The following is a 26029-nucleotide window of genomic DNA, read 5'->3' as shown; positions in this document are numbered from 1 at the left end:
AGCGACGAAGCAATCCACGTCGCCGCGTGCTGAAGAAATGGATTGCTTCGCTTCGCTCGCAATGACGATTGAAGTCGAGACGATTTGGACCTGGAGAGTTCGATGAAGCGCTTCAACCTTTCGGCCTGGGCGGTCAGCCATCCGACGCTGGTGCTGTTCCTGATGATCATCCTCGGCGCCGCCGGCTTCTTCTCCTATGAGAAGCTCGGCCGTGCCGAGGATCCGTTCTTCACCGTCAAGGTGGTGAACGTCTCGGTAATGTGGCCGGGCGCGACCTCGCAGGAAATGCAGATGCAGGTCGCCGATCCGATCGAGAAGAAGCTGCAGGAGCTGCCGTTCTTCGACAAGGTGCAGACCTATTCCAAGCCGGGCTTCACGGCGATGCAGGTCTCCTTCAAGGATTCGACCTCGCCGAAGGACGTGCCCTATCTCTTCTACCTGCTGCGCAAGAAGCTGGTCGACGTGCAGGGCGAGCTGCCCTCCGGCATCCTCGGTCCTGTCGTGAACGACGAATTCTCCGACGTCGATTCGATCCTCTATATGATGACCGGCGACGGCGCCAATTACGCGCAGCTCAAGAAGGTCGCCGAAGGCTTCCGCCAGCGCCTGCTGAAGGTGCCGGGTGTCACCAAGATCGACCTCTATGGCACCCAGGACGAACGCATCTTCGTCGAGTTCTCGCACGCCAAGCTCGCGACCCTCGGCATCACGCCGCAGGCGCTGTTCGACTCGCTCGCCAAGCAGAACAACGTCACGCCGGCCGGCACGGTCGAGACCTCGTCGCAGCGCGTGCCGCTGCGCGTCACCGGCGCGCTTGACGGCGTCAAGGCGGTTGCCGAAACGCCGGTCGAGAGCAACGGCCGCGTGTTCCGGCTCGGCGATATCGCAACCGTCAGCCACGGCTATGTCGATCCGCCGAGCTTCAAGGTCCGTCAGGAAGGCAAGCCCGCGCTCGGCATCGGCGTCGTCACCGCCAAGGGCGCCAACATCCTCGAGCTCGGCAAGGAAGTGCAGCAGGCGACCGCCGAGTTCATGAAGGCGGTGCCGCAGGGCATCGACGTCCAGCAGATCGCCGACCAGCCCAAGGTGGTCGAGCACGCCGTCGGCGAGTTCGTGCACTCCTTCGTCGAGGCGCTCGCGATCGTGCTGTTCGTCTCCTTTGTCGCGCTCGGCTGGCGCACCGGCATCGTGGTGGCGCTGTCGGTGCCGCTGGTGCTCGGCATCGTCTTCATCGTGATGAACGCGATGTCGCTCGACCTGCACCGCATCACGCTCGGCGCGCTGATCATCGCGCTCGGCCTGCTGGTCGACGACGCCATCATCGCGGTCGAGATGATGGTGGTGAAAATGGAACAGGGCTGGGACCGCATGAAGGCGGCGTCCTTTGCCTGGGAATCTACTGCGTTTCCGATGCTCACGGGGACGCTGGTCACGGCCGCTGGCTTCCTCCCCATCGGCTTTGCCAATTCGGCGGTCGGCGAATATGCCGGCGGCATTTTCTGGATCGTGGCGATCGCGCTGGTCGCCTCCTGGTTCGTTGCGGTGATCTTTACGCCCTATATCGGCGTCAAGCTGCTGCCGAACATCAAGGTGCACCAAAACCACGATCCGCACGCGATCTACGAGACGCGGATGTATCGTGGCCTGCGCAGCGTCGTGCAGTGGTGCGTCGATCACCGCATCAAGGTGGTGGCGGCGACCGTCGGTGTGTTCGTTGCCGCGATCGTGGGCTTCGGTCACGTCCAGCAGCAGTTCTTCCCGCTGTCGGAGCGGCCCGAGCTGTTCCTGCAGCTCCGCCTGCCCGAGGGCACGGCCTTCAACGTCACCGAGAAGGCGGTGAAGCAGGCCGAAGGGCTGCTGAAGGGCGACCAGGACATTGCGACCTACACCGCCTATGTCGGCCAGGGCTCGCCGCGCTTCTGGCTCGGCCTCAACCCGCAGCTGCCGAACGAGGCGTTCGCCGAGATCGTGATCCTCGCCAAGAACGTCGAGGCGCGCGAGCGCGTCAAGGCGAAGATCGAGCAGGCCGCCGCCGACGGCGCGCTGAACGAGGCACGGGTCCGGGTCGATCGCTTCAACTTCGGTCCGCCGGTCGGCTTCCCGGTCCAGTTCCGCGTGATCGGGCCGGACGCCAACAAGGTGCGCGACATCGCCTACCAGGTGCGCGACATCATGCGCCAGAACAAGAACGTCAAGGACGTCCAGCTCGACTGGAACGAGCAGTCGCCCTATCTGAAGCTTGCCGTCGACCAGGACCGGGCGCGCGCGCTCGGCCTGACCCCGCAGGACGTCTCGCAGGCGCTGGCGATGCTGATCTCGGGCGCGCCGGTCACCACGATCCGCGACGGCATCGAGAAGGTCGGCGTGGTCGCCCGTGCGGTCCAGTCCGAACGGCTCGATCTCGGCCGGGTCGGCGACCTCACCATCACGTCACGCAATGGTGTGGCGGTCCCGCTGCAGCAAATTGCCAAGATCGAGTATGCGCATGAGGAACCGATCCTGTGGCGGCGCAACCGCGACATGGCGATCACGGTGCGCTCGGATGTCGTCGACGGCGTGCAGGCGCCCGACGTCACCAACCAGATCTCGCCGAAGCTGAAGGATATCCAAGCCCATCTCGAGCCGGCCTACCGGATCGAGCCGGGCGGCGCGTTCGAGGAATCCGCCAAGGGCAATGCGTCGATCTTCATCCTCTTCCCCGTGATGGTGATGGTGATGCTGACGCTCCTGATGATCCAGCTGCAGAGCTTCTCGCGCCTGACCTTGGTGTTCCTGACCGCGCCGCTCGGCATCGTCGGCGCCTCGCTGGGGCTCAACGTCGCCAACCAGCCGTTCGGCTTCGTGGCGCTGCTCGGCCTGATCGCGCTCGCCGGCATGATCATGCGCAACACGGTCATCCTGGTCGATCAGATCGAGAGCGACGTGGCGTCCGGCCTGACCCGCCGGGAGGCGATCGTCGAGGCCACCGTCCGGCGCGCCCGGCCGGTGGTGCTGACCGCGCTCGCCGCGATCCTCGCCATGATCCCGCTGTCGCGCTCGGCGTTCTGGGGCCCGATGGCGATCACCATCATGGGCGGTTTGTTTGTTGCGACCTTCCTGACCTTGCTGTATCTGCCGGGCCTTTACGCCCTCTGGTTCCGCAAGACCCTCGAGGAGAGCGGCCCCGAGCAGACCGATACTGCGCCGCAGCATGCGGGAAAAGGACAACTCGCATTTCCACTTGCTGAGGCGGCCGAATAATTGAAGATTGAGCAGGCCAACATGACACTGATCTCGGAACATAGCGAAACCGACACCCGCGAACGGATTCTCGTGGTGGCGGAGCGCTTGTTCCGGCAGATCGGCTACCAGAAGACCACGGTCGCCGACATCGCCAAAGAGCTGCGGATGAGCCCCGCCAACGTGTACCGCTTCTTCGATTCGAAGAAGTCGATCCACGAAGGCGTGGCGCGCGGCCTGATGGGCGAGGTCGAGATCGAGGCGCAGCGGATCGCGCGGTCGGAGGGGCCGGCCGCGACGCGCCTGCGGCAGATGATGACGACCATCAATCGGATGAACACCGAGCGCTATGTCGGCGATTCCAAGATGCACGAGATGGTCGAGATCGCGATGCAGGAGGACTGGGAGGTCTGCGTCGCCCATATCGAGCTGATCGGCAACACCATCGGCGAGGTGATAGCGCAGGGCATGGCGTCGGGGGAGTTCGAGGTCGATGATCTCGAGGTTGCCGCGCTGTGCGCCTGCACGGCGATGATGCGGTTCTTCCACCCGCAGATGATCGCCCAATGCGCCACCAAGCCAGGTCCGACCATCGACCAGATGATCGATTTCGTGATCGCCGGCCTGTCTCCGCGCGCCCGCGCCCATTGAGCGCCAGGGCTGACGTTTTCGTCAGTTGACTCTCCCGTCATTGCGAGCGAAGCGACGTTGTAGCCCGGATGGAGCGCAGCGCAATCCGGGTATTGATCCGCTTGCGAGATCGCCCCGGATTGCGCTGCGCTCCATCCGGGCTACCAAAGGGGCTGCACCGTGACCGCGAAAGACCTGCATTTCTACGAGCCGAAGAACGGCCACGGCCTGAAGCACGATCCGTTCAACGCCATCGTGGCGCCGCGGCCGATCGGCTGGATCGCCTCGCGTGACAAGGGCGGCAACGTCAACCTCGCGCCCTACAGCTTCTTCAACGCCTTCTGCTACGTGCCGCCGATCATCGGCTTCTCCTCCACCAACTGGAAGGACAGCGTCGCCAACATCCAGGACACCGGCGAGTTCGTCTGGAATCTGGCGACGATGGATCTGGCCAAGCACATGAACGCGACCGCGGCGCATGTCGCGCGCGATGTCGACGAGTTCAAGCTCGCAGGCCTGACGCAGGTACCCGGCAAGCTCGTCAACGTGCCGCGCGTCGCCGAAAGCCCGGTGTCGTTCGAATGCAAGGTGAGCCAGATCATCCAGCTCCAGGGCGCCGACGGCAAGAAGGCCGAGGCCTGGCTGACGCTCGGCGAGGTCGTCGCCGTCCACATCGACAAGGCCTTCATCAAGGACGGCGTCTACCAGACCGGTCTCGCGCACCCGATCGTCCGCGCCGGCCGGAGAGGTGACTATTTCGAGATCAAGCCGGAAAACATGTTCGAGATGATCCGGCCGGATTGAGCCAGTCCATGTAACCGTCATTGCGAGCCAACGGACATTTGCCTCACACATTGCGCAACACACTCAGTGTCGTCCCTGCGAAAGCAGGGACCCATAACCACGAATGTTCATTGTTGCATTATGCTGGAATGACGAGCCCCATTCACAACACCCGCCGCGGCGTATGGGTCCCTGCGTTCGCAGGGACGACAGTTGTAAATGTGGCGCGACGTATGCATCAAACGAACGAAGAGGGCTTGTGGCGAGTACAGCGCTTTGCCTTCTCGCCCCCAATGACGGAAGCGGAAACCACGACAATGTGAAATTTCCGCGCGCCGTGATGAAAATCCGTCACTCGCAACCTCGGGGCGAGCAGTCTAACCTCCCGCGCGCCAGGCCGGATCAACGGCCGGTCAACAGAGTGGGAGGATGCGATGACACGCCAACCGCGGAGCAATCCAACAGAAGAGCGGCGCGATCCGAACGTTTCACGGCGAACACTAGTCCAGGGATTGGCGGTGGGGGCGGCTGCTGCCGCAACCGGCGTCAGTGGCGCGCTGGCCCAGAATGCGCCGGCGCCGGTCGGGCCGCCGACAACCATCACCAGCCCGCCGCGCGACTTCAGCCCGCGCGGCGCGCCGACCACCTATTTCTGGGACCCCGACATCATCGCGGTCGATCCGTCCTTCAACGATCTGGCCCAGCCCAACACCTCGATCAAGCGCCTCCATACCGGCCTGCTGTGGGCGGAGGGCCCGGCCTGGAGCTCGCAGGGCCGCTATCTCCTGTGGAGCGACATCCCCAACAACCGGCAGATGCGCTGGTCTGAGGATGATGGCCATGTCAGCGTGTTCCGGATGCCGTCGAACTATTCGAACGGCAATTCGTTCGACTTCCAGGGCCGCCAGCTGTCCTGCGAACATCTCACCCGCCGCGTGACGCGCTACGAGAATGACGGCACTGCGACGGTGCTTGCCGACAATTATCAAGGCAAGCGGCTGAACTCCCCGAACGACATCGTCGCGCATCCCGACGGCAGCTACTGGTTCACCGATCCGCCGTATGGCGGCCAGCTCTATGAGGGCGAGCCTGACGCCGCGGGCGGACCAAGCAATTCCGCCGGCAAGCTCAATCCCCGGATCGGCCAGCCGGCGGGCTTCGTGCCGGCCAAGCGCGAGCTGCCGACCAATTGCTATCGCATCGATCCCTCCGGCCGCGTCGATCTCGTGGTCAGCGAGGACCAGGTGCCGGATCCGAACGGCATCTGCTTCTCGCCGGACTACAAGAAGCTCTATGTCGTCTCGACCGGCAAGGGACCGGGCGATACCGGCGCGGGTGGCAAAGGCGATGTCTTCGTGTTCGATGTCGGCCCCGACAACAAGCCTGTTAACGGCAAGCGGTTCAGCGATTTCACGATCGACGGCGTGAAGTGCGGACCGGACGGCATCCGCTGCGACGTCAACGGAAATGTCTGGTGCTCGAGCAATGCAGGCCGTGCGGTCGGCTACAACGGCGTGACGTGCTGGTCGCCGGAAGGCAAGCTGCTCGGCCGCATCCGGCTGCCCGAAGTTTGCGGCAACATCACCTTCGGCGGCCCCAAGCGCAATCGCCTGTTCATGGCCGCAAGCCAGTCGCTCTACGCGGTCTATACCGCGACCCAGGGCGCTGGGCCTGCCTGATCTGACCACACCTCTCCCCAGCGGGGAGAGGTCGATTTGCGCAGCAAATCGGGTGAGGGGGCGCTGCTCTCACGAGAGACCGTAACCCCTCACCCGGCGCTGCGCGCCGACCTCTCCCAAGGGAGAGGTGAATTTGCCATCCCCCGCTACCTGATTGTCGCACCTCAGCTTTCGGAACTGAACGCGCGGCCTGCCGTTAACAAACGGCGGCTCAGCCGCGTCAATTTCGCTTTATTTGAACAGCGAAGTGTTCACCGGGGACCGGCACTTTCCGATAAGATTATGCATCCGCGCCGCCGATCCATGAGGACTCCACCATGAGCTTCCGCCGCGATTACCTTTCCAAGCCGATCTTCTCCTGGGCGCGTGGCGTGCTGCCGACCATGTCCGACACCGAGCGCGAGGCGCTGGAAGCCGGCGACGTCTGGTGGGACGCCGATCTCTTCACCGGCAATCCCGATTGGTCGAAATTGCTGGCATTCGCGCCAGCCAAATTGACCGACGAGGAGAACGCCTTCCTGCACGGTCCGGTCGACGAGCTCAGCACGATGCTCGACGAATGGAAGATCAACTGGGAATGGCGCGATCTGCCGCCCGAGGTCTGGGCCTTCATCAAGGCCAAGAAATTCTTCGGCATGATCATCCCCAAGGAATTCGGCGGCCTCGGCTTCTCGCCCTATGCGCATTCCGAAGTGGTGCGGAAAATCTCGTCGCGCTCGCTGACCGCGGCCGTCACCGTGATGGTGCCGAACTCGCTCGGGCCGGGTGAACTCCTGATGCGCTTCGGCACCAGGGAGCAGCAGGACAAATGGCTGCCGCGTTTGGCCGCGGGCCAGGACATTCCCTGCTTCGGCCTGACCAGCCCGGAGGCCGGCTCGGACGCCGCCTCGATGATCGACACCGGCATCATCTGCAAGGGCAATTTCGAAGGCCGCGAGGTGCTCGGGCTGAAGCTCAACTGGCACAAGCGCTACATCACGCTCGGTCCGGTCGCGACACTGCTCGGCCTTGCCTTCAAGGCCTATGATCCCGATCACCTCGTCGGCAGCGAGGACGAGCTCGGCATCACGGTCGCGCTGATCCCGACCCATCTGCCCGGCGTCTCGATCGGCCACCGCCATCTGCCGGCGATGCAGGTGTTCCAGAACGGCCCGAACCGGGGCAAGGACGTCTTCATCCCGCTCGACTACATCATCGGCGGCCAGGAGCGGCTCGGCCAAGGCTGGAAGATGCTGATGACGGCGCTCGCCGCCGGCCGCGGCATCTCGCTGCCGTCGCTGTCGGCCGCCGGCGCCGCCTATGCCGCGCGTACCACCGGCGCCTATGCCCGCATCCGTGAGCAGTTTGGCATTTCCATTTCCAAGTTCGAGGGCATCGAAGAGCCGCTGGCGCGCATCGCTGCGACCTCCTATCTGCTCGACGCCGCGCGGCGGCTGACTTGCGCTGCGCTGAACGAGGGGCACCACCCCGCCGTCATCTCCGGCATCATGAAGCTGCACGCCACCGAGCGGATGCGGATCGCGATCGACGACGCCATGGACATCCATGGCGGCAAGGCCGTGATCGACGGGCCGCAGAACTATCTCGGCGGGCTCTACCGCTCGGTGCCGGTCGGCATCACCGTCGAGGGCGCCAATATCCTGACCCGCAATCTGATCGTGTTCGGGCAGGGCGCGATCCGCGCGCATCCCTACCTGTTGCAGGAGATGAACGCGCTCAGCGAGACCGATCGCGACAAGGGCCTCGCCGCATTCGACACCGCGTTCTGGAAGCATGTAGGCCACAGCTTTGCGACCATGTTCCGCGCCTGGGGCCGCAGCTGGAGCTTCGGCCTGTTCGCGCCGGCGCCGGATGCCGGCGATGCCACGAAGTTCTATCGCCAGCTGTCACGCTATTCGTCGGCGTTCGCGCTGTGCGCCGACATGGCGCTGCTCACCCTCGGCGGTGCATTGAAGCGCAAGGAGATGCTCTCCGCACGCTTCGGCGACATCCTGTCTGAGCTCTATCTGCTCTCCGCCGCGCTGAAACGCTGGCAGGACGAGGGCCGGCAGAAGGAGGATCTGCCTGCGCTCGAATGGTGCATGGCGTCAGGCTTCAAGACGATCGAGAATCGCTTTGCGGAGATCCTTGCCAACCTGCCGAACCGTCCGGTGGCGTGGCTGCTGAAATTCCTGATCCAGCCGTTCGGCGCACGCGTCACCGGCCCGTCTGATCGCGTCGTGCATCTGTGCGCCCAGCTCGTGCTGTCGCCATCAGCGGCGCGCGACCGCCTGACGCCGGACCTCGCCTTTGTCGAGGACGACGGCGGCATTGCGCGGCTGGAAAAGGCCTTCCGTCTCGTTGTCGCGGCCGAGGATGCGGCCAAGCAGCTGCGTGCGGCGCGGCTTCATGACTGGCAGGAGGCGGTCAGGAAGGGCGTCATCACCCAGGATGACGGCGAGAAGCTCGCCGCCGCTCACGAGGCCGTCGCAAAAGTCATCGAGGTCGATGATTTTGCGCCCGAGGCGCTGTCCCCGATTTACAAGAAATCCGCCGACGTGCATCAGTTCTTCCAGGAGCTTGGTGAGCAGAGGGCGGCGAGCTGATGGCGCGACCAGTCTTTATCGTCGACGGCAGCCGGACGCCGTTCCTGAAGGCGCGCTCCGGTCCCGGCCCGTTCACCCCGGTCGATCTCGCCGTGCAATGCGGCCGGCCGCTACTGGCGCGGCAGCCATTCGCGCCTGATGCCTTCGACCAGGTCATCCTTGGCTGCGTCAACGTGATCGCCGACGAGATGAACCCGGCGCGGGTCGCGGCGCTCCGGCTCGGCATGGGCGAGCAGATGGTCGCCTTCACGGTGCAGATCAATTGCGGCTCCGGCATGCAGTCGATCGACACCGGCTATCGCTACATCCGCGAGGGCATCTCCGATCTGATCCTCGCCGGCGGCGCCGAGGCACTGAGCCACGCGCCGCTGGTCTGGCCCAATTCCGGCGTGCGCTGGTTTGCCGGCTTTGCCGGCGCCAAGGGGCTGGGTGCCAAGATCGCCGCGGCGCTGAAGGTGAAGCCGAGCTACTTCAAGCCGATCATCGGCCTCGAGCGCGGGCTGACCGATCCGATCACCGAGCTCAACATGGGCCAGACCGCCGAGAAGGTCGGCCATCTCTTCGGCATCACCCGCGCGCAGTCCGATGCTTACGCGGCCCAGAGCCATCAGCGATTGGCCAACGCGCAGAAGGAGGGCTTCCTCAAGGGCGAGGTCGAGACCGCGTTCTCGCGCGACGGCAAGTTCTACGATCATGACGATGGCGTTCGCCCGGACTCCACAGCCGAGACGCTGGCAAAGCTGAGGCCGGTGTTCGAGCGCCCGTGGGGTCAGGTCACCGCCGGCAATTCCTCGCAGATCACCGACGGCGCCTCCTGGGTGATCCTGGCGTCCGAGACCGCGGTGGCCAAGCACGGGCTGACGCCGAAGGCCGTCATCCTCGACAGCCAGTGGTCGGCGCTCGATCCCTCGATCATGGGCCTTGGCCCGGTGCTGTCGGCGAGCGCGCTGCTCAAGCGCAACAGCATGACCTTGCAGGACGTCGACACCTGGGAGCTGAACGAGGCCTTTGCGACCCAGGTGCTCGGCTGCCTCGCCGCCTGGAACGACGACAAATTCTGCCGCGAGATTCTCGGGCTTGACGGCGCGGCGGGCGAGATCGACCGCGCGAAGTTGAACGTCGATGGTGGCGCGATCAGCCTCGGCCATCCCGTCGGCACCAGCGGCAACCGCATCGTGCTGCATCTGGTCAATGCGATGAAGCGGCTCGGCACCAGGCGCGGCGTCGCCACCGAATGCATCGGTGGCGGGCAGGGCGGCGCGATGTTGATTGAGATGGTGTGATCATGGATTCACGGATCATGGACCTTCTCGCCGATCGCGTGCTCGAACTCGGGCCGAAGCCGGCCACCGAGAGCCCGTACAGGAATTTCAAGCTGACGCGTGACGAGGACGGCATTGCCTGGCTGCTGTTCGACCGCGCTGGTGCCAGCGCCAATACGCTGTCCGCCGATCTGCTCGAAGAGCTCGACGCCATCGTCACGGCGCTGGAGAACCAACGGCCGACCGGCCTCGTGGTGCGCTCGGCCAAGAAAAGCGGCTTCATCGCCGGCGCCGACGTCAATGAGTTTCGCGGCGTCACCGATCCCGGCGCTGTCGAGACCCAGATCGGCCGCGCCCATGCGGTGATCGACCGCCTGGAGGCGCTGCGCGTGCCGTCGGTCGCCGTCATCCACGGCTTCTGCCTCGGCGGCGGCCTCGAGGTCGCGCTCGCCTGCCAGATGCGGATCGCGATCGACGATGCCAGGTTCGGCTTCCCGGAGGTGATGCTCGGCCTGCATCCCGGCCTCGGCGGCACCGTGCGCTTCACCGAGCTGGTCAACCCGATGCAGGCGATGACCTTGATGCTGACCGGCAAGACGATCGATGCACGCCGCGCCAAATCCCTCGGGCTGGTCGATGCCGTCACCCAGGAGCGCCATGTCCGCAACGCGGTCAAGGATGCGGTGTTCGGGCGGCTGAAGCGCGCCAGGCCCGGCGCGCTCAATTCGCTGCTCAATTCGGGTCCAGTCAGGGGCTTTCTCGCCTCGCGGATGCGCAGCGAGGCCGAGAAGGCGGCGCCGCGCAAGCATTATCCAGCGCCCTATGCGCTGATCGAGCTCTGGGAGAAGCACGCCGGCAACCGCGCGGCGATGCTGAACGCGGAGAAGGCCTCGTTCGCCAATCTGATGGTGACGCCGACGGCGCAGAATTTGATCCGGGTGTTCTTCCTGCGTGAGCAGATGAAGAAGGTGGCCGGCACCGGCAACAAGGTGCAGCACGTCCATGTCATCGGCGCCGGCGCGATGGGCGGCGACATCGCGGCCTGGTGCGCCAACCAGGACATGAGGGTGACGCTGGCCGACATGAAGGCCGAGCCGATCGCCGGCGCGATGAAGCGCGCCTCCGAGCTGTTCGGCAAGATCATGCGCAGGAAGATCGACCAGCGCGACGCGCTCGACCGGCTGATCCCCGACATGGACGGCGAGGGCGTCCGCAACGCCGATCTCATCATCGAGGCGGTGCCGGAAAAGCTCGAGCTGAAGCAGAAGGTCTATGCCTCGCTCGAGCCGAGGATGAAGCCCGGCGCGATCCTCGCCACCAACACATCGAGCATCCCGTTGCAGGATCTGCGCACCACGCTGGCGCGTCCGGAGCGGCTGCTCGGTCTGCATTTCTTCAACCCGGTGTCGCGGCTGCAACTGGTCGAGGTCGTCAGCCATGACGGCACGGATGCCGCGATGCTCCAGGAAGCGCGTGCCTTCGTCGGCGCCATCGACCGCCTGCCGCTGCCGGTGAAGAGCTCGCCGGGCTTCCTCGTCAACCGCGCGCTGACGCCGTACATGCTGGAAGCGATGATGATGCTGGACGAGAAGACCGACCAGCGCCTGATCGACGCAGCCGCGATCGAGTTCGGCATGCCGATGGGCCCGATCGAGCTTGCCGACCAGGTCGGCCTCGATATCTGCCTCGACGTCGGCGACATGCTGCGCTCGAAGTTCGGCGACACGCTGCCGCCGACGCCGGCCTGGCTGCGCGAAAAGGTCGCCAAGGGCGAGCTCGGCCGCAAGACCGGCAAGGGCTTCTACACCTGGAAGGACGGCAAGGCGGAGAAATCGCCGTTGCCGGAGACCGGTCCGAAGGTGAGCGACGAGATGATCGACCGGCTTGTGCTGCCGATCTCGAATGTCTGCGTTGCCGCCTTGCGCGAGGGCATCGTCGACGATCCCGACATGGTCGACGGCGCGATGATCTTCGGCACCGGCTATGCCCCGTTCCGCGGCGGCCCGCTCAACTATGCGCGCAGCCGCGGGGTCGACAATATCGTGTCGACCATGCAATCGCTGATGCGCAAGTTCGGCGGGCGATTTGCCCCGGATACCGGCTGGGAGGGCTTCAAGTGACCGACTCGCAAGTGACCGACACCCAAGCACCCGAGACCCACGTTCACGCGCCGCCGATCAGCGGCAACGAGCCGCAGGGCGATCTCTGCATCCGCACGCTGGCGATGCCGGCCGATACCAACGCCAATGGCGATATCTTCGGCGGCTGGCTGCTCAGCCAGATGGATCTCGGCGGCGGCGTGTTCGCCGGCAAGGTCGCGAAATCGCGCACCGTGACGGTCGCGATCGAGGCGATGAATTTCCGCAAGGCGGTCTATGTCGGCGATCTCGTCTCGGTGCACGCCAATCTCGTGCGCGTCGGCCGCACCTCGATCACGGTACATCTCGAAGCCTGGGTGCTGCGCCGCCGCGAGCAGCAATCGATCCTCGTCACCGACGGCAATTTCACCTATGTCTCGATCGACGAGCAGGGCCATCCGCAACCGATCCAGCGCGACGGCGCGACGATTTCGACCTGACGTTTTTCGCGCGAAAACGCCGCTGATTCGGCGCGAGTAAAACGCGTCGAAACTGAGACCGGAGCGCTGCCTGATTGCAAAAATGGCGCTTCGGTTCGCAAATAAACCGAGGAACAAACAGGCAGTGACACCGTTGTCGGCCCGGAATCAAACCGAGGCCGACAATGTCAGACAGCTGCGTGATCGAGGTAAATTCAGAAACAGCGGGTATCGTGGTGCGCGACGCACGCGGGTACGCGTTTTTTGCAGCCTCGCACCTTTTCCAGGCTCTTGAAGGCCAAATCTTCCGCAACGCACGCGAGGCCGAGCGTGCGGCGCGACGCCTTGTCACCGGGCAAATTTTGCAGGTCGCTTCCTGATCGGCCATTGAGCCGCGGTGCGCCGTTTGCGCGCGCCGCTGGAGTCTGTATTGATGCATCCGGTTCACGGAAACTTCCCCGGATGTCGCAGACACGAGGCCAAGCGTCGCAGACCCACGGAGCGTCGCAGACGCAAGGGGCGTTGCTGTTCGATATCGACGGCACGCTCGCCGACACCGATCCACTCCATCTGGCCGCGTTCAACCAGGTGCTCGGCCCTCACGGGCACGCGTTCGATCGCGCGCGCTTCGGCAGGGAGCTGCAAGGCTTCTCCAATGCGTCGATCGGCGAGCGCTTCCTCGCCCACGAGCCGCCTGAGCGCCGCGCCGCCATCCTCAGCGAGAAGGAGCGGATTTTCCGCGAACTGGTCAGCGGCCAGATCGTGCCGGTGCCGGGATTGATGGCGCTGCTCGATCGCGCCGATCGCGCCGGCGTGCCGATGGTGGCGGTGACCAATGCGCCGCGCCCGAACGCCGAACTGCTGCTCTCGGGACTGGGCATTGCGCAGCGTTTCAAGGCCCTCGTGATCGGCGACGAGCTGGCGCACGGCAAGCCGCACCCATTGCCGTATCTCGAGGGGCTGCGCCTCGCGGGTGCGGCGGCATCGGCGTCACTGGCGTTCGAGGACTCGCGCTCCGGCGTTCAGTCCGCGACGGCGGCGGGCATCGCGACGATCGGGATGCGAACCGGGCTCAATCATGCCGATCTGCTCGCGGCGGGCGCCGTCGCCAGCGCCCGGGCATTCGACGATCCGGAATTGATCCGCCTGGTTGCGTCGGCCATGACTTGGTAAATCGGCATTGCTGCAACGCAGTTCTTAACCTCGGCGATGCTTGCTCGTTGACCTCGGTGCCGAACGGTCGCACCATGGGCGAGAGCATGATCCGGAAAAGTGGAAGCCGGTTTTCCGAAATGATCATGCTCCAACCAATTGCCGTTTCAAGGGGGCCGCCGTGGCCGGACTCTCCCATCGCCAGACTGAAATCCTCAACATTGCACGCGCATTCGGCCGGGTCATGGTCGAAGACCTTGCCAAGCGGTTCGAGGTGTCGGCGCAGACCATCCGCAAGGACCTCAACGATCTCTGCGACGAGCGGTCGCTGACCCGTATCCATGGCGGTGCGATCATCGCCTCCGGTGTCGAGAACCTCGCCTATGAGGCGCGCCGCTTCGTCGCTGCCGAGGAGAAGAAGGCGATCGGCGCCGCCGCGGCCGCGCGGATTCCGAACGGCTGCTCGTTGTTCATCAATATCGGCACCACCACGGAAGAGGTCGCCAGCGCGCTGACCTCGCATGAGGACCTGCTCGTCATCACCAACAACCTCAATGTCGCGATGCTGCTCTATCGCCATCCGCGCATCGAGGTGGTGGTGGCCGGCGGCACGGTGCGCCGCGCCGACGGTGCGGTGGTCGGCTCCACCGCGACGCAGTTGATCGGCCAGTTCAAGGTCGACTACGCCATCATCGGTGCGTCCGCGATCGACGAGGAGGGCGCGCTGCTCGACTTCGACTATCGCGAGGTGCAGGTGGCGCAGGCGATCATCGCCAATGCGCGCAATGTCATGCTGGTGTCGGATGCGACCAAACTCCGCCGCAGCGCGCCGGTGCGCATCGCCCATATGAGCCAGATCCAGACCTTCGTCACCGACTCGCCGTTGCCTGCGGGCCTCGCCAACATCTGCCACAGCAGAGGGATCGAGGTGGTCGTGGCGATGGACAAGCCGGCCGTCGACATCGACGACAATGGCGTCGACGCGACACCGGCGACGCTGCGCAGCGCGTAGCTCACTCGCCAAGCATTCATACTCTGACCCGTCATCCTGAGGAGCGCGCTCTTGCGCGCGTCTCAAAGGATCGACGGCCACCAGCCGGGCCATGCACCCTTCGAGGCTCCCTTCGCTCGCACCTCAGGGTGACGGGGGTGAACGTCGTCGCGTGGGTGGTGGCGAGAGATTCTGCCCCCGCCGCGATCATCCCGCCCAAAAAATCCCCAGCTAAAGTTCCCCATTTTCGCTTTTCTTTCGTTTTTTGTTGTGATCTACTCCAATCCGAAAGTAAAACCGTCAAAGCGAAGGCGGTTGCCGGGGGAAGCGTTCTTTGGACCGAATTTACGACCTCGCCATCATTGGAGGCGGCGTTAATGGCTGCGGCATCGCGCGCGATGCGGCAGGCCGGGGTAATTCTGTTTTCCTCTGTGAAATGAATGACTTGGCCAGTGGGACGTCGTCCTGGTCGACCAAGCTCGTGCATGGCGGTCTGCGCTATCTCGAATATTACGAGTTTCGTCTGGTGCGTGAGGCGCTGATCGAGCGCGAGATTCTCTGGCAGATCGCGCCCCATATCATTCGCCCGCTGCGTTTCGTTTTGCCGCACCATGCCGGCCTGCGCCCGGCCTGGCTGCTGCGGCTCGGCCTCTTCCTCTACGACCATATCGGCGGCCGGCATCTGCTGCCGGCGACGCGCTCGGTCGATTTGACGCGCGACGTGGTCGGCAAGCCGCTGATCCCCGGCCGCTACACCAAGGGCTTCGAATATTCCGACTGCTTCGTCGACGACGCGCGGCTGGTTGCGCTGACGGCGCGCGATGCCGCCGATCGCGGCGCCGAGATCCGCACCCGCACCCGCGCGGTCGAGACCCGGCAGGTCGACGGTGTCTGGCACGTCACGGTCGAGGATACGACGAGCGGTTCGCGTGAGACGATCAAGTCGCGCGTGCTGGTCAATGCCGGCGGTCCCTGGGTTGAACAGGTGCTGGCGTCGGGCGCCGGCGTCAACGCGCGGGCCAAGGTGCGCCTGGTGCAGGGCTCGCACATCGTGGTGCCCAAGCTCTACGACCACGACCGCGCCTACATCTTCCAGAATGCCGACGGCCGCATCATCTTCGTGATTCCCTATCAGGACGAATTCTCGCTGATCGGCACCACCGATCGCGACTATGACGGCGATCCGGCCGAGGTGAAGGCGACGCAGGAGGAGATCGAATATCTCTGCGCCTCCGCCAGCGAATACCTTGCCAAGCCGGTGAAGCCGCAGGACGTGGTCTGGAATTATTCCGGCGTGCGTCCGCTCTATGACGACGGCGCGAGCGAGGCCAAGGCCGCGACCCGCGACTATGTGTTCGAACTCGATACGCCCGGCGGTGCGCCGCTACTCTCGATCTACGGCGGCAAGATCACGACCTATCGCCGGCTGTCCGAAGAGGCGCTGGAGCGGCTCGCGCCTTATCTCAAGGGTGCGAAAGCGCAGGAGGGCTGGACCGGCAAGGCGCCGCTGCCCGGCGGCGACATGGATGTGTCGGCCGTCGTGGCGCTCGCCGCCGAGCTGGTTCGCAACCATCCATTCCTCACGCAGCCCCATGCCAACCGTCTCGCGCGCGCCTACGGCACGCGCGCCGGCAAGGTCCTCGGCAATGCAGCATCGGCTGAAGATCTCGGCCGTTCCTTCGGCGCCACCTTGACGGAGAGTGAAGTCCGGTACCTGATGGCGAACGAATGGGCTCGGACTGCGGAAGATGTCGTCTGGCGACGATCCAAGCTGGGCTTGCGGATGACGGCGGGTGAAATCGCCGCGCTCGACGAGTGGATGGCCGCCAACCGCGTGTCCGGTGAACGTCCCCTCCGCGAAGCGGGAGGACGGGCATGAGCGTTACACTGCAGAACGTCACGCGAACCGTGGATGGCATTCCGACCATCCGCGATGTGTCGCTGACGCTGGAGCGTGGCACGCTCAGCGTGCTGCTCGGGCCGACCCTGTCGGGCAAGACCTCGATCATGCGGCTGCTCGCCGGCCTCGACAAGCCGGCCACCGGCCGCGTGCTGGTCGACGGCAAGGATGTCACCGGCGCCGACGTGCGGCAGCGCTCGGTCGCGATGGTCTATCAGCAATTCATCAACTATCCCTCGCTGACGGTCTACGAGAACATCGCCTCGCCGTTGCGGGTGCAGGGCAAGCCGAAGGCCGAGATCGAGAAGCGCGTCGCGGAGGCGGCCAGCCTGTTGCGGCTCGAGCCCTACCTCAAGCGCACGCCGCTGCAGCTCTCCGGCGGTCAGCAGCAGCGCACCGCGATCGCGCGCGCGCTGGTCAAGGGTGCCGATCTCGTGCTGCTCGACGAGCCGCTCGCCAATCTCGACTACAAGCTGCGCGAGGAGCTGCGCGCCGAGCTGCCGCGCATCTTCGAGGCGTCCGGCGCGATCTTCGTCTATGCCACCACCGAGCCATCGGAAGCGCTGCTGCTCGGCGGCGACACCGTATGCATGTGGGAAGGAGAGGCGCTGCAAACCGGCGCGACGCCGAAGGTCTACCGCCATCCCGACACGTTGCGGGTCGCGCAGGTGTTCTCCGATCCGCCGCTCAACATCATCGGCATCGAGAAGAAAGGCGACCGGGTGATCTATGCCGGCGGCGAGCAGGCGCCCGCAGCCGGACTCTATGCCGGTCTGCCCGACGGCGCCTACCGGATCGGCTTCCGCGCGCATCAGCTCGAGGTCGGGAACGCTTCGGCCGGCCGCCACAAATTCGCTGCTACCGTGACCGTGACCGAGATCACCGGCTCGGAGAGCTTTGTGCACGTCCATGTCCACGATTCGAACTGGGTCGCGGTGCTGCACGGCGTGCACGAATATGAACCCGGGCAGGTGCTCGACGCCGCGCTCGATCCCGACAACATTTTCGTGTTCGACGCGGCCGACCGCCTCGTCGCTTCACCCGCAACCAGTTTCTCGAAGTGAGGGAGATGCTTCATGGCCCGCATTGACCTCGTTGATCTCGCGCAGTCCTACAACGGCAACGACGCGCCGCTGGAATCCTTTGCGCTGAAGCCGGTCACCATGACCTGGCGGCAGGGCGGCGCCTATGCGTTGCTCGGGCCGTCCGGCTGCGGCAAGACCACGCTACTCAATTTGATTTCCGGCATCGTGACGCCGTCGCGCGGCCAGATCCTGTTCGACGGCAAGGACATCACGCCGCTGTCGACGCAGAAGCGCAACATCGCGCAGGTGTTCCAGTTTCCTGTGATCTACGACACCATGACGGTGGGCGAGAACTTGGCCTTCCCGTTGAAGAACCGCGGTATCGCCAAGGCCGAGGTCGATGCACGGGTCAAGCAGATCGCCGGTCTGCTCGACCTCACGCCGTATCTGAACCGCAAGGCGACGCGGCTCACCGCCGACGCCAAGCAGAAGATCTCGCTCGGCCGCGGCCTGGTGCGTTCCGACGTCGCCGCCGTGCTGTTCGACGAGCCGCTGACGGTGATCGATCCCGAGCTGAAATGGCAGCTCCGCTCCAAGCTGAAGGCGCTGCATCGCGAGCTCGATCTCACGATGATCTACGTCACCCACGACCAGACCGAGGCGCTGACCTTCGCCGATACCGTCGTCGTCATGCATGACGGCCGCGTGGTGCAGAGCGGCACGCCGGCCGAATTGTTCGACAAGCCGGCGCACACCTTCGTCGGCTATTTCATCGGCTCGCCCGGCATGAACATCGTGCCCGCCGAGGTCTCGGGCCATGAGGCGCGGATCGACGGCCACGTCATCGGCCTGCACCGCAACTATGGTGTGCTACCGAAGGCTGCGAAGATCGAGATCGGCGTGCGGCCCGAATTCGTCGATGTCGCGCCGCCGGCGTCCGGGCTGCTCTCGGCCACGATCGAACGGATCGACGATCTCGGCCGCATCCAGTTCGCCCGTGTCCGCGTCGGCAACACCAAGCTCGCGGCGCGCGTGCCGCCGGGCTTCTCGGTCTCCGGCGATACCGCCGGTCTCGTTTTCAATCCCGCCTATGTCCACGTCTATGCCGACAGCCATTTGGTGGAAGGGGTCGCCTGATGGACAAGACGATCAACCAAAAAGCCTGGTTCCTGGTGCTGCCGGTGTTCCTGGTGGTCGCGTTCTCGGCGGTGCTGCCGCTGATGACGGTCGTGAACTATTCGATGCAGGATACTTTCGGCAACAACCAGTTCTTCTGGAACGGTGTCGGCTGGTTCAAGGAGCTGCTCGATCCCTCGACCGATCTCGGCGGCCGGTTCCTGGCCTCGCTCGGCCGCAATTTGTTCTTCTCCGCCGTGATCCTTGCGATCGAGGTGCCGCTCGGCATCATCGTCGCACTGTCGATGCCGCGTGAGGGCTGGAGCGTCGCGGCCTGCCTCGTCATCCTCGCGCTGCCGCTCTTGATTCCGTGGAACGTGGTCGGCACCATCTGGCAGATCTTCGGCCGGCCCGATATCGGCCTGCTTGGCTATGTGCTGAACCATCTCGGCTTCAACTACAACTACGTGTCCAATGAGGTCGACGCCTGGGTCACCGTCATCGTGATGGACGTCTGGCACTGGACCAGCCTCGTCGCGCTGCTGTGCTACGCCGGCCTGAAGTCGATCCCCGACGCCTATTACCAGGCGGCGCAGATCGACGGCGCCTCGCGCTGGGCGGTGTTCAAGGCGATCCAGCTGCCGAAGATGAACCGCGTGCTGCTGATTGCGGTGCTGCTGCGCTTCATGGACTCTTTCATGATCTACACCGAGCCGTTTGTGGTCACCGGCGGCGGCCCCGGCAACTCGACGACCTTCGTCTCGATCGAGCTCGTCAAGATCGCGCTCGGCCAGTTCGACCTCGGCAAGGCCGCGGCGCTGTCGTTGGTCTACAATCTGATCATCCTGATCGTGTGCTGGGTGTTCTACACCGTGATGACCAATGCGGGCACCGAACGTAAGGCCGTGGCGCAGGGCGAGCCGGCGGCCGAGCCTAAGGCAGCGGCCGCACCCAGGCCCGCAGGCGTGCTCAAACCGAAGGAAGGAGTGGCGTGATGCACTCGATCCCCGGTCGTCGCCTCATCATGGCGCTGTTTTTGATCTTCCTGCTGTTGCCGATCTACTGGCTCGTCAACATGAGCTTCAAGACCAACGCCGAGATCGTCTCGACGATGACGCTGTGGCCGCACACGCCGACGCTGCAGCACTACCGGCGCATCTTCACCGACGAGAGCTGGTATTCCGGCTACATCAATTCGCTGGAATATGTCGTCATCAACACCGTGATCTCGATCGCGGTGGCGTTGCCGGCGGCCTATGCGTTCTCGCGCTACCGCTTCCTCGGCGACAAGCATCTGTTCTTCTGGCTGCTGTCCAACCGCATGGCGCCGGCGGCGGTCTATGCGCTGCCGTTCTTCAACCTCTATTCGGCGATCGGCCTGTTCGATACGCCGTGGGCGGTCGCGCTCGCGCACTGCATCTTCAACGTGCCGCTGGCGGTGTGGATCCTCGAGGGTTTCGTCTCGGGCGTGCCGCGCGAGATCGACGAGACCGCGTTCCTCGACGGCTATTCGTTCCCGCGCTTCTTCATCAAGATCCTGGTGCCGCTGATCGCGAGCGGGATCGGCGTCGCCGCGTTCTTCTGCTTCATGTTCTCATGGGTCGAGCTGCTGCTGGCGCGCACGCTGACCTCGGTGCAGGCCAAGCCGATCGCGGCGATCATGACGCGCACGGTCTCGGCTGCCGGCATGGATTGGGGCCTGCTTGCCGCGGCCGGCGTGCTCACCATCATCCCAGGGGCGCTCGTGATCTGGTTCGTCCGCAACTACATCGCGCGCGGTTTCGCGCTCGGCCGGGTCTAGGAGGGCGCATGATCCCGAAAAGTGGAAGCCGGTTTTCGGACCGGATCATGCGCAAGGAGTAGGATCATGGAATCCATCGCATGGATGGCCTGGACGCTGCCGACCGCGATCTTCTTCGTGCTGCTCGCCTCGACGCTCGGCGTGATGACCTGGCTCGCTGCGGCCTATCCCGAGGCCGAGCGGGTTGGCGTGCTGCGCATTCCGACCACGCGCGGCGATCGCCTGTTCGTCTCGCTGGTGCTGGCGGCGGTGATCCATTTGCTGTGGATCGGCCTCGTCGGTACCGATCCGATTTTCACCCTGCCGATCGGGGAGGGCATTGATATTTCGAGCCTGTGGCTCGCAACACTGATTTCGCTTGCCTCAGCTGCGGTGATCTTTCGCACCGTCTGAGAGGCGAAAAAGAGCAGATCCGGGGTCTACCCGGACCTGGGGTACTTAGTTTGTCGCTGCAACCGGAGGAATCAACATGCGACACTTGAGAAGGACCAAGGATAGTCTTCTGACCATGACCAGCGTCGTCGCGCTGGCTGTGGCATCAGTGGCTATCGCCGCGCCGGCCCGCGCCGACGAGGCGGCCGCGAAGAAGTGGATCGACAGCGAATTCCAGCCGTCGACCCTCTCCAAGGACGACCAGATGAAGGAGATGCAGTGGTTCATCAAGGCCGCTGCCCCCTTCAAGGGCATGGAGATCAACGTCGTCTCCGAAACCCTGACGGTGCACGAATACGAATCCCGCACGCTCGCCAAGGCGTTCGAGGAGATCACCGGCATCAAGGTCAAGCACGACATCATCCAGGAAGGTGACGTCGTCGAGAAGATCCAGACCCAGATGCAGTCCGGCAAGAACGTCTATGACGGCTGGATCAACGACTCCGACTTCATCGGCACCCACTTCCGTTACGGCCAGGCGGTCGACCTGACGGAATGGATGAAGGGCGAAGCCAAGGACGTCACCGACCCGATGCTCGACGTCGACGACTTCATCGGCAAGTCGTTCACCACGGCACCGAACGGCCACCTCTATCAGCTGCCCGACCAGCAGTTCGCGAACCTCTATTGGTTCCGCTACGACTGGTTCACCAACCCGGAATACAAGGCCAAGTTCAAGGCCAAGTATGGCTACGATCTCGGCGTTCCGGTGAACTGGTCGGCCTATGAAGATATCGCCGACTTCTTCACCAACGACGTCAAGGAGATCAACGGCGTCAAGGTCTACGGCCATATGGACTATGGCAAGAAGGATCCCTCGCTCGGCTGGCGTTTCACCGACGCCTGGCTGTCGATGGCCGGCAACGGCGACAAGGGTCTCCCGAACGGCCTGCCGGTCGACGAATGGGGCATCCGCATGGAAGGCTGCCGTCCGGTCGGCTCGTCGGTCGAGCGGGGCGGCGACGTCAACGGCCCGGCGGCGGTCTATTCGATCGTCAAGTATCTCGACTGGATGAAGAAGTATGCTCCGCCGCAGGCACAGGGCATGACCTTCTCCGAGTCGGGCCCGGTGCCCTCGCAGGGCAACATCGCCCAGCAGATCTTCTGGTACACCGCCTTCACCGCCGACATGGTGAAGCCGGGCATTGCCGTGATGAACGCGGACGGTACGCCGAAGTGGCGTATGGCCCCGTCGCCGCACGGCTCGTACTGGAAGGACGGCATGAAGCTCGGCTACCAGGACGTGGGTTCGGCCACGCTCTTGAAGTCGACCCCGGTTGATCGCCGCAAGGCGGCCTGGCTCTATCTGCAGTTCATCGTCTCCAAGACGACGAGCCTGAAGAAGAGCCAAGTCGGTCTCACCTTCATCCGTGAATCCGACATCTGGGACAAGTCGTTCACCGAGCGTGCGCCAAAGCTCGGCGGCCTGATCGAGTTCTACCGCTCGCCCGCGCGCGTGCAGTGGACCCCGACCGGCAACAACGTGCCTGACTATCCGAAGCTCGCTCAGCTGTGGTGGCAGAACATCGGCGATGCGTCGTCCGGTGCGAAGACGCCGCAAGCTGCGATGGACGCGCTCGCCGCGGCCCAGGATTCGGTGATGGAGCGTCTTGAGAAGTCCGGTGTGCAGGGCGCCTGCGGACCGAAGCTGAACAAGAAGGAAACCGCCGAGTACTGGTACAAGAAGGCGGAGAAGGACGGCACCATCGCTCCGCAGCGCAAGCTCGCGAACGAGAAGCCGAAGGGCGAGACGATCGACTACGACACCCTGATCAAGTCGTGGCCGGCCTCGCCGCCCAAGCGCGCCGAAGCGAAGTAAGGCGGCAAGGCTTGACCGCCCACGCCATCCGCAAACTACAGAAGGCCGGGAGCGATCCCGGCCTTTTTGCTTGATCGACGCCTGTATCCGGAAGAGTGGAGCGCCTTTCGGGATTGTGCTCAAATAGCGCGATGAGGTCATCATGCGTCGCCTTGTCATCGCATCATGATCCCGGGAGTTCACCATGCGCATGATCTTTCGCTGTGATCCGCGGCTTGCCGAGCATCTGCCGCGGCCGTTCCCGGCCCGCACTGCGTTGCCCGATTGGCTGCGCGCGATGCCGGCGAAGGCGCATTCCGAGATCCACGACCGCGACATCCGCACGGTCAAGCAATGCCCGCCCTTCGTCGATGCGATGGCCTACGGGGTCATGATCCCGCTGCCCTGCGATATCAGGGTCGAGCACGGCGCGTTCGCTTGGGACTGGGACATTCCGGAGCCGGCAACGCAAGGTCATCCGCGCGCGCCGCTCAGCTTCCATCCCGTCGCGCAGTTTGCCGGCGCGCCGTTCGCCAACGGCCAGGCCGCGCTGAAATTCAACAGCTTCTGGACCATCGAGCTCGAACCGGGCTGGTCGCTGTTCGCGACGCATCCGGTCAATCGCGACGACTTGCCGTTCCGGCTGATCTCGGGCCTCGTTGACGCCGACCGGTTTCACGACGGCGGGATCAATTTCCCGGCGGTCTGGACCCAGCCTGATTTTGCCGGTGTATTGCCGAAAGGAACGCCGGTCGCGCAATGCTTCGCCGTGCCGCGCGAAGCGCCCGAACTGGTGTTCGAAGCCTTCGACGACGCACACCGCGAAGCCTATGCAAAAGTGGTCGGCGAAGTGCTGGCCGCGCCCAATGTCTACCGCAAGCATTTCCGTGCCAAGCGCGGGCGGCTAGTTACTTAAGGCCGCGCGCAGCGCGCCCTCATCGAGCCACAGGCGGCCATGCGGGGCCGAGGTCAGCGCCATCGCGATTGATCCGAACAGTTTTGGACGCAGGCCGTAGGCGCGCGCAAAGGCCTGCATCGCGGCGTCGGGCTTGCCGTCCTCCTGCAGCGCGATCCCGAGATTGAGTGCCGCCTCGGCATAGTCCGGCTTGATCTCGAGCGCCGTGCGATAGGCGTGTGCCGCGCCATCATGGTCGCGCAGATCCTGCTTTGCCACGCCGAGATCAAACCATACCGATGCGGGCGCCGGGCTCGCGGTGGCGCGCGCAAGCAGGCTTGCAGCCTTGGCGAGCTCGCCATCCTCCCAGGCCAGCCGCCCGAGGCGCGCATTGGCTTCCTGATGCTCCGGGATGGCCTTGAGGATCGCCTCCCAGGCCTCGCGCGCCTGTCCCTTGCGGCTGGCCAGATCCAGCGTGCGCGCCTTCTCGACGAAGGCATCGCGCTGCGGCTTCAGCGCGATGGCGCGCTCGAGATGCGCCAGCGCCGCATCGAATTCGCCGCCGGAGCGGGCGAGGCGGCCGGCCAGCAGCCGCGCCGCGGCATTGTCGGGACGCCGCGCCAGGCTGGTCTCGACATGCCTGCGGGCCGGCGCGATCTCGCCTTTGGCAAACAGCACGGCCGCCAGCAGATGGCTCAGCATCGGTTCGCCGGGCTGACGTGAAAGGCCGCGCTCGCAAAGCGCGATCGCCTCGTCGTGCCGGCCGCTGTTGTAGGCAGCGGTCGCGCGTCGAACGATATCCTCGGCGTTGTCCTTGCTCATTCCCGCATGTGACCGTGTCATGCTCTCGATGCGCACCATGCTATGCGGTGCCGGAGGTCGAGGCCAGCGCTTGTCGTGCCGCGAGGGCGTCGATGCATAGAAATCCGATGGTGCGCAATGAAAAAGGGCCGGGAGCGATCCCGGCCGTTCTGTTTCCGTCATTGCGAGCGAAGCGAAGCAATCCATCGCGCCGCAGAATACGAAGCATGGATTGCTTCGTCGCTTGGCTCCTCGCAATGACGATCGCGAGGCAGCGAGGCTGACTTTACTCCGCCGGTTCGGTCGCCTTCAGCGTTGGATAGTCGGTGTAGCCCTTGGCGCCGCCGCCATAGAAGGTCGCCTTGTCCCATTCGTTGAGCGGGGCGCCGGCCTTCAGCCGCTCGACCAGGTCGGGGTTGGAGATGAATGGCTTGCCGAATGCGATCAAATCGGCCGCGTCTGCCTCCAGCACCTTCTCCGCCAGCGCGAAGTCGTAGCCGTTGTTGGCGATGTAAGTCTGCTTGAAGCGCTTGCGCAGCGAAGCGTAGTCGAAGGCCAAATTGTCGCGCGGGCCGCCGGTCGCGCCCTCGATGACGTGGATATAGGTCAGCTTCAACGCGTTGAGTTGGTCGACGATGTGGTCGAACAGCGGCTGCGGATTGGAATCGGAGACGTCGTTGGCCGGCGTCACCGGCGAGATGCGGATGCCGGTGCGGTCGGCGCCGGCCTCTTTAGCGACCGCCTTGGAGACTTCCAGCATCAGCTGCGCGCGCTTCTCGATCGAGCCGCCATAGGCGTCAGTGCGCTTGTTGGTGCTGTCCCGGGCGAACTGGTCGAGCAGATAGCCGTTGGCGCCGTGGATCTCGACGCCGTCGAAGCCGGCCGCCAGCGCATTCGCGGTGCCGCGCTTGAAGTCCTCGATGATCCCAGGGATTTCCGACAGTTCGAGCGCGCGCGGCTCGGACACGTCGGCGAAGGTGCCGTTCACGAAGGTCTTGGTCTTGGCGCGGATCGCGCTCGGCGCCACCGGCGCGCCGCCGTTCGGCTGCAGCGAGGTATGCGAGATGCGGCCGACATGCCAGATCTGGATGAAGATGCGGCCGCCGCGCTCATGCACGCGATCGGTGACCTTGCGCCAGGCTTCGACCTGTTCCTTCGAATAGATGCCGGGCGTGTCCTGATAGCCCTGGCCCTGCTGCGAGACCTGGCTCGCCTCGGTGATCAGGAGGCCGGCGGAGGCGCGCTGGCCGTAATAGTCCACCGCGAGCGGGCTCGGCACCATGCCCGGCGGCACCGCGCGGTTGCGCGTCAGTGGCGCCATCACCAGGCGGTTCGGCAAGGTCAGCGCGCCCAGCTTGTAAGGCTCGAGGAGTTTGGTCGATTGGCTCATGTGAAATGTTCCA

The 26029-nt window shown here is 64.7% G+C and carries 22 protein-coding genes; 20 read left to right on the top strand and 2 right to left on the bottom strand.

The features are described from left to right. Nucleotides 1-102 precede the first annotated feature (102 nt). From FBZ93_RS18060 to FBZ93_RS17970, 20 genes are all read left to right on the top strand, one after another. The gene (locus tag FBZ93_RS18060; protein ID WP_146987232.1) at nucleotides 103-3240 is read left to right on the top strand and encodes an efflux RND transporter permease subunit; all 3138 of its coding nucleotides are present in this window, start codon (nucleotides 103-105) and stop codon (nucleotides 3238-3240) included. A 21-nt stretch (nucleotides 3241-3261) separates the two neighbouring features. Next, nucleotides 3262-3870 (top strand): TetR/AcrR family transcriptional regulator, encoded by a 609-nt coding sequence (locus FBZ93_RS18055; RefSeq protein WP_146987231.1) that lies wholly within the window; start codon nucleotides 3262-3264, stop codon nucleotides 3868-3870. Nucleotides 3871-4029: 159 nt separating this feature from the next. Next, nucleotides 4030-4653, top strand: a complete 624-nt coding sequence (locus FBZ93_RS18050; protein ID WP_146987230.1) for a flavin reductase family protein — start codon at nucleotides 4030-4032, stop codon at nucleotides 4651-4653. A gap of 413 nt (nucleotides 4654-5066) precedes the next feature. Further along, complete coding sequence (locus FBZ93_RS18045) at nucleotides 5067-6311, top strand: SMP-30/gluconolactonase/LRE family protein (RefSeq protein WP_146987229.1); 1245 nt, start codon at nucleotides 5067-5069, stop codon at nucleotides 6309-6311. A 317-nt stretch (nucleotides 6312-6628) separates the two neighbouring features. Beyond that, nucleotides 6629-8896 carry an acyl-CoA dehydrogenase gene (locus tag FBZ93_RS18040; RefSeq protein WP_146987228.1) on the top strand — a complete coding sequence of 756 codons (2268 nt, stop codon included), beginning with the start codon at nucleotides 6629-6631 and terminating at the stop codon, nucleotides 8894-8896. Further along, entirely contained in the window at nucleotides 8896-10179 is a 1284-nt protein-coding gene (locus FBZ93_RS18035) for an acetyl-CoA C-acetyltransferase (RefSeq protein ID WP_146987227.1), read from the top strand. Before FBZ93_RS18040 ends, FBZ93_RS18035 begins: the two co-directional genes overlap by 1 nt. A 2-nt stretch (nucleotides 10180-10181) precedes the next feature. Beyond that, entirely contained in the window at nucleotides 10182-12278 is a 2097-nt protein-coding gene (locus FBZ93_RS18030) for a 3-hydroxyacyl-CoA dehydrogenase NAD-binding domain-containing protein (protein WP_146987226.1), read from the top strand. Next, on the top strand, nucleotides 12275-12736 hold the full coding sequence (locus FBZ93_RS18025; protein ID WP_167529089.1) for an acyl-CoA thioesterase: 462 nt from the start codon (nucleotides 12275-12277) through the stop codon (nucleotides 12734-12736). Before FBZ93_RS18030 ends, FBZ93_RS18025 begins: the two co-directional genes overlap by 4 nt. Nucleotides 12737-12900: 164 nt before the next feature. After that, complete coding sequence (locus FBZ93_RS18020; RefSeq protein WP_146987225.1) at nucleotides 12901-13095, top strand: hypothetical protein; 195 nt, start codon at nucleotides 12901-12903, stop codon at nucleotides 13093-13095. A gap of 82 nt (nucleotides 13096-13177) precedes the next feature. Continuing rightward, nucleotides 13178-13888, top strand: coding sequence for an HAD family hydrolase (locus tag FBZ93_RS18015; protein ID WP_146987224.1), 711 nt, complete (start codon nucleotides 13178-13180; stop codon nucleotides 13886-13888). A 160-nt stretch (nucleotides 13889-14048) separates the two neighbouring features. Beyond that, nucleotides 14049-14879 carry a DeoR/GlpR family DNA-binding transcription regulator gene (locus FBZ93_RS18010; protein WP_146987223.1) on the top strand — a complete coding sequence of 277 codons (831 nt, stop codon included), beginning with the start codon at nucleotides 14049-14051 and terminating at the stop codon, nucleotides 14877-14879. Between the two features lie 137 nt (nucleotides 14880-15016). Beyond that, the gene (locus tag FBZ93_RS40645; RefSeq protein ID WP_167529077.1) at nucleotides 15017-15298 is read left to right on the top strand and encodes a hypothetical protein; all 282 of its coding nucleotides are present in this window, start codon (nucleotides 15017-15019) and stop codon (nucleotides 15296-15298) included. Beyond that, nucleotides 15193-16737, top strand: a complete 1545-nt coding sequence (gene glpD / locus FBZ93_RS18005; protein WP_146987222.1) for a glycerol-3-phosphate dehydrogenase — start codon at nucleotides 15193-15195, stop codon at nucleotides 16735-16737. Before FBZ93_RS40645 ends, glpD begins: the two co-directional genes overlap by 106 nt. Next, on the top strand, nucleotides 16734-17822 hold the full coding sequence (locus tag FBZ93_RS18000; RefSeq protein ID WP_146987221.1) for an ABC transporter ATP-binding protein: 1089 nt from the start codon (nucleotides 16734-16736) through the stop codon (nucleotides 17820-17822). The genes glpD and FBZ93_RS18000 overlap by 4 nt, the downstream gene beginning before the upstream one ends. 12 nt (nucleotides 17823-17834) lie before the next feature. Then, nucleotides 17835-18920 (top strand): ABC transporter ATP-binding protein, encoded by a 1086-nt coding sequence (locus tag FBZ93_RS17995; protein WP_146987220.1) that lies wholly within the window; start codon nucleotides 17835-17837, stop codon nucleotides 18918-18920. Beyond that, nucleotides 18920-19894: a carbohydrate ABC transporter permease gene (locus tag FBZ93_RS17990; RefSeq protein ID WP_146987219.1), complete on the top strand. Its 975-nt coding sequence runs from the start codon at nucleotides 18920-18922 to the stop codon at nucleotides 19892-19894. The genes FBZ93_RS17995 and FBZ93_RS17990 overlap by 1 nt, the downstream gene beginning before the upstream one ends. Next, nucleotides 19894-20700, top strand: a complete 807-nt coding sequence (locus FBZ93_RS17985) for a carbohydrate ABC transporter permease (protein WP_021075985.1) — start codon at nucleotides 19894-19896, stop codon at nucleotides 20698-20700. Before FBZ93_RS17990 ends, FBZ93_RS17985 begins: the two co-directional genes overlap by 1 nt. Nucleotides 20701-20766: 66 nt before the next feature. Next, on the top strand, nucleotides 20767-21093 hold the full coding sequence (locus tag FBZ93_RS17980; protein WP_146987218.1) for a DUF2160 domain-containing protein: 327 nt from the start codon (nucleotides 20767-20769) through the stop codon (nucleotides 21091-21093). Between the two features lie 115 nt (nucleotides 21094-21208). Beyond that, nucleotides 21209-22951 (top strand): ABC transporter substrate-binding protein, encoded by a 1743-nt coding sequence (locus tag FBZ93_RS17975; RefSeq protein ID WP_167529103.1) that lies wholly within the window; start codon nucleotides 21209-21211, stop codon nucleotides 22949-22951. Between the two features lie 184 nt (nucleotides 22952-23135). Beyond that, nucleotides 23136-23846 (top strand): hypothetical protein, encoded by a 711-nt coding sequence (locus FBZ93_RS17970; RefSeq protein ID WP_146987217.1) that lies wholly within the window; start codon nucleotides 23136-23138, stop codon nucleotides 23844-23846. On the opposite strand, the gene FBZ93_RS17965 is transcribed toward FBZ93_RS17970, so the two are convergent. Together FBZ93_RS17965 and FBZ93_RS17960 are read right to left on the bottom strand one after the other, a co-directional pair. Beyond that, nucleotides 23835-24647, bottom strand: a complete 813-nt coding sequence (locus FBZ93_RS17965; protein WP_146987216.1) for a tetratricopeptide repeat protein — start codon at nucleotides 24645-24647, stop codon at nucleotides 23835-23837. The two genes, FBZ93_RS17970 and FBZ93_RS17965, sit on opposite strands and share 12 nt — an antisense overlap. Before the next feature lie 265 nt (nucleotides 24648-24912). Further along, the gene (locus FBZ93_RS17960) at nucleotides 24913-26016 is read right to left on the bottom strand and encodes an alkene reductase (protein WP_146987215.1); all 1104 of its coding nucleotides are present in this window, start codon (nucleotides 26014-26016) and stop codon (nucleotides 24913-24915) included. Between the last annotated feature and the right edge of the window lie 13 nt (nucleotides 26017-26029).

The organism is Bradyrhizobium macuxiense, from assembly GCF_007993935.1.
GTDB classification, from domain to species: Bacteria; Pseudomonadota; Alphaproteobacteria; order Rhizobiales; family Xanthobacteraceae; genus Bradyrhizobium; species Bradyrhizobium macuxiense_A.
Note: the sequence above shows the minus strand (reverse complement) of the source record. Positions and strands in the feature narration are given on the sequence as shown.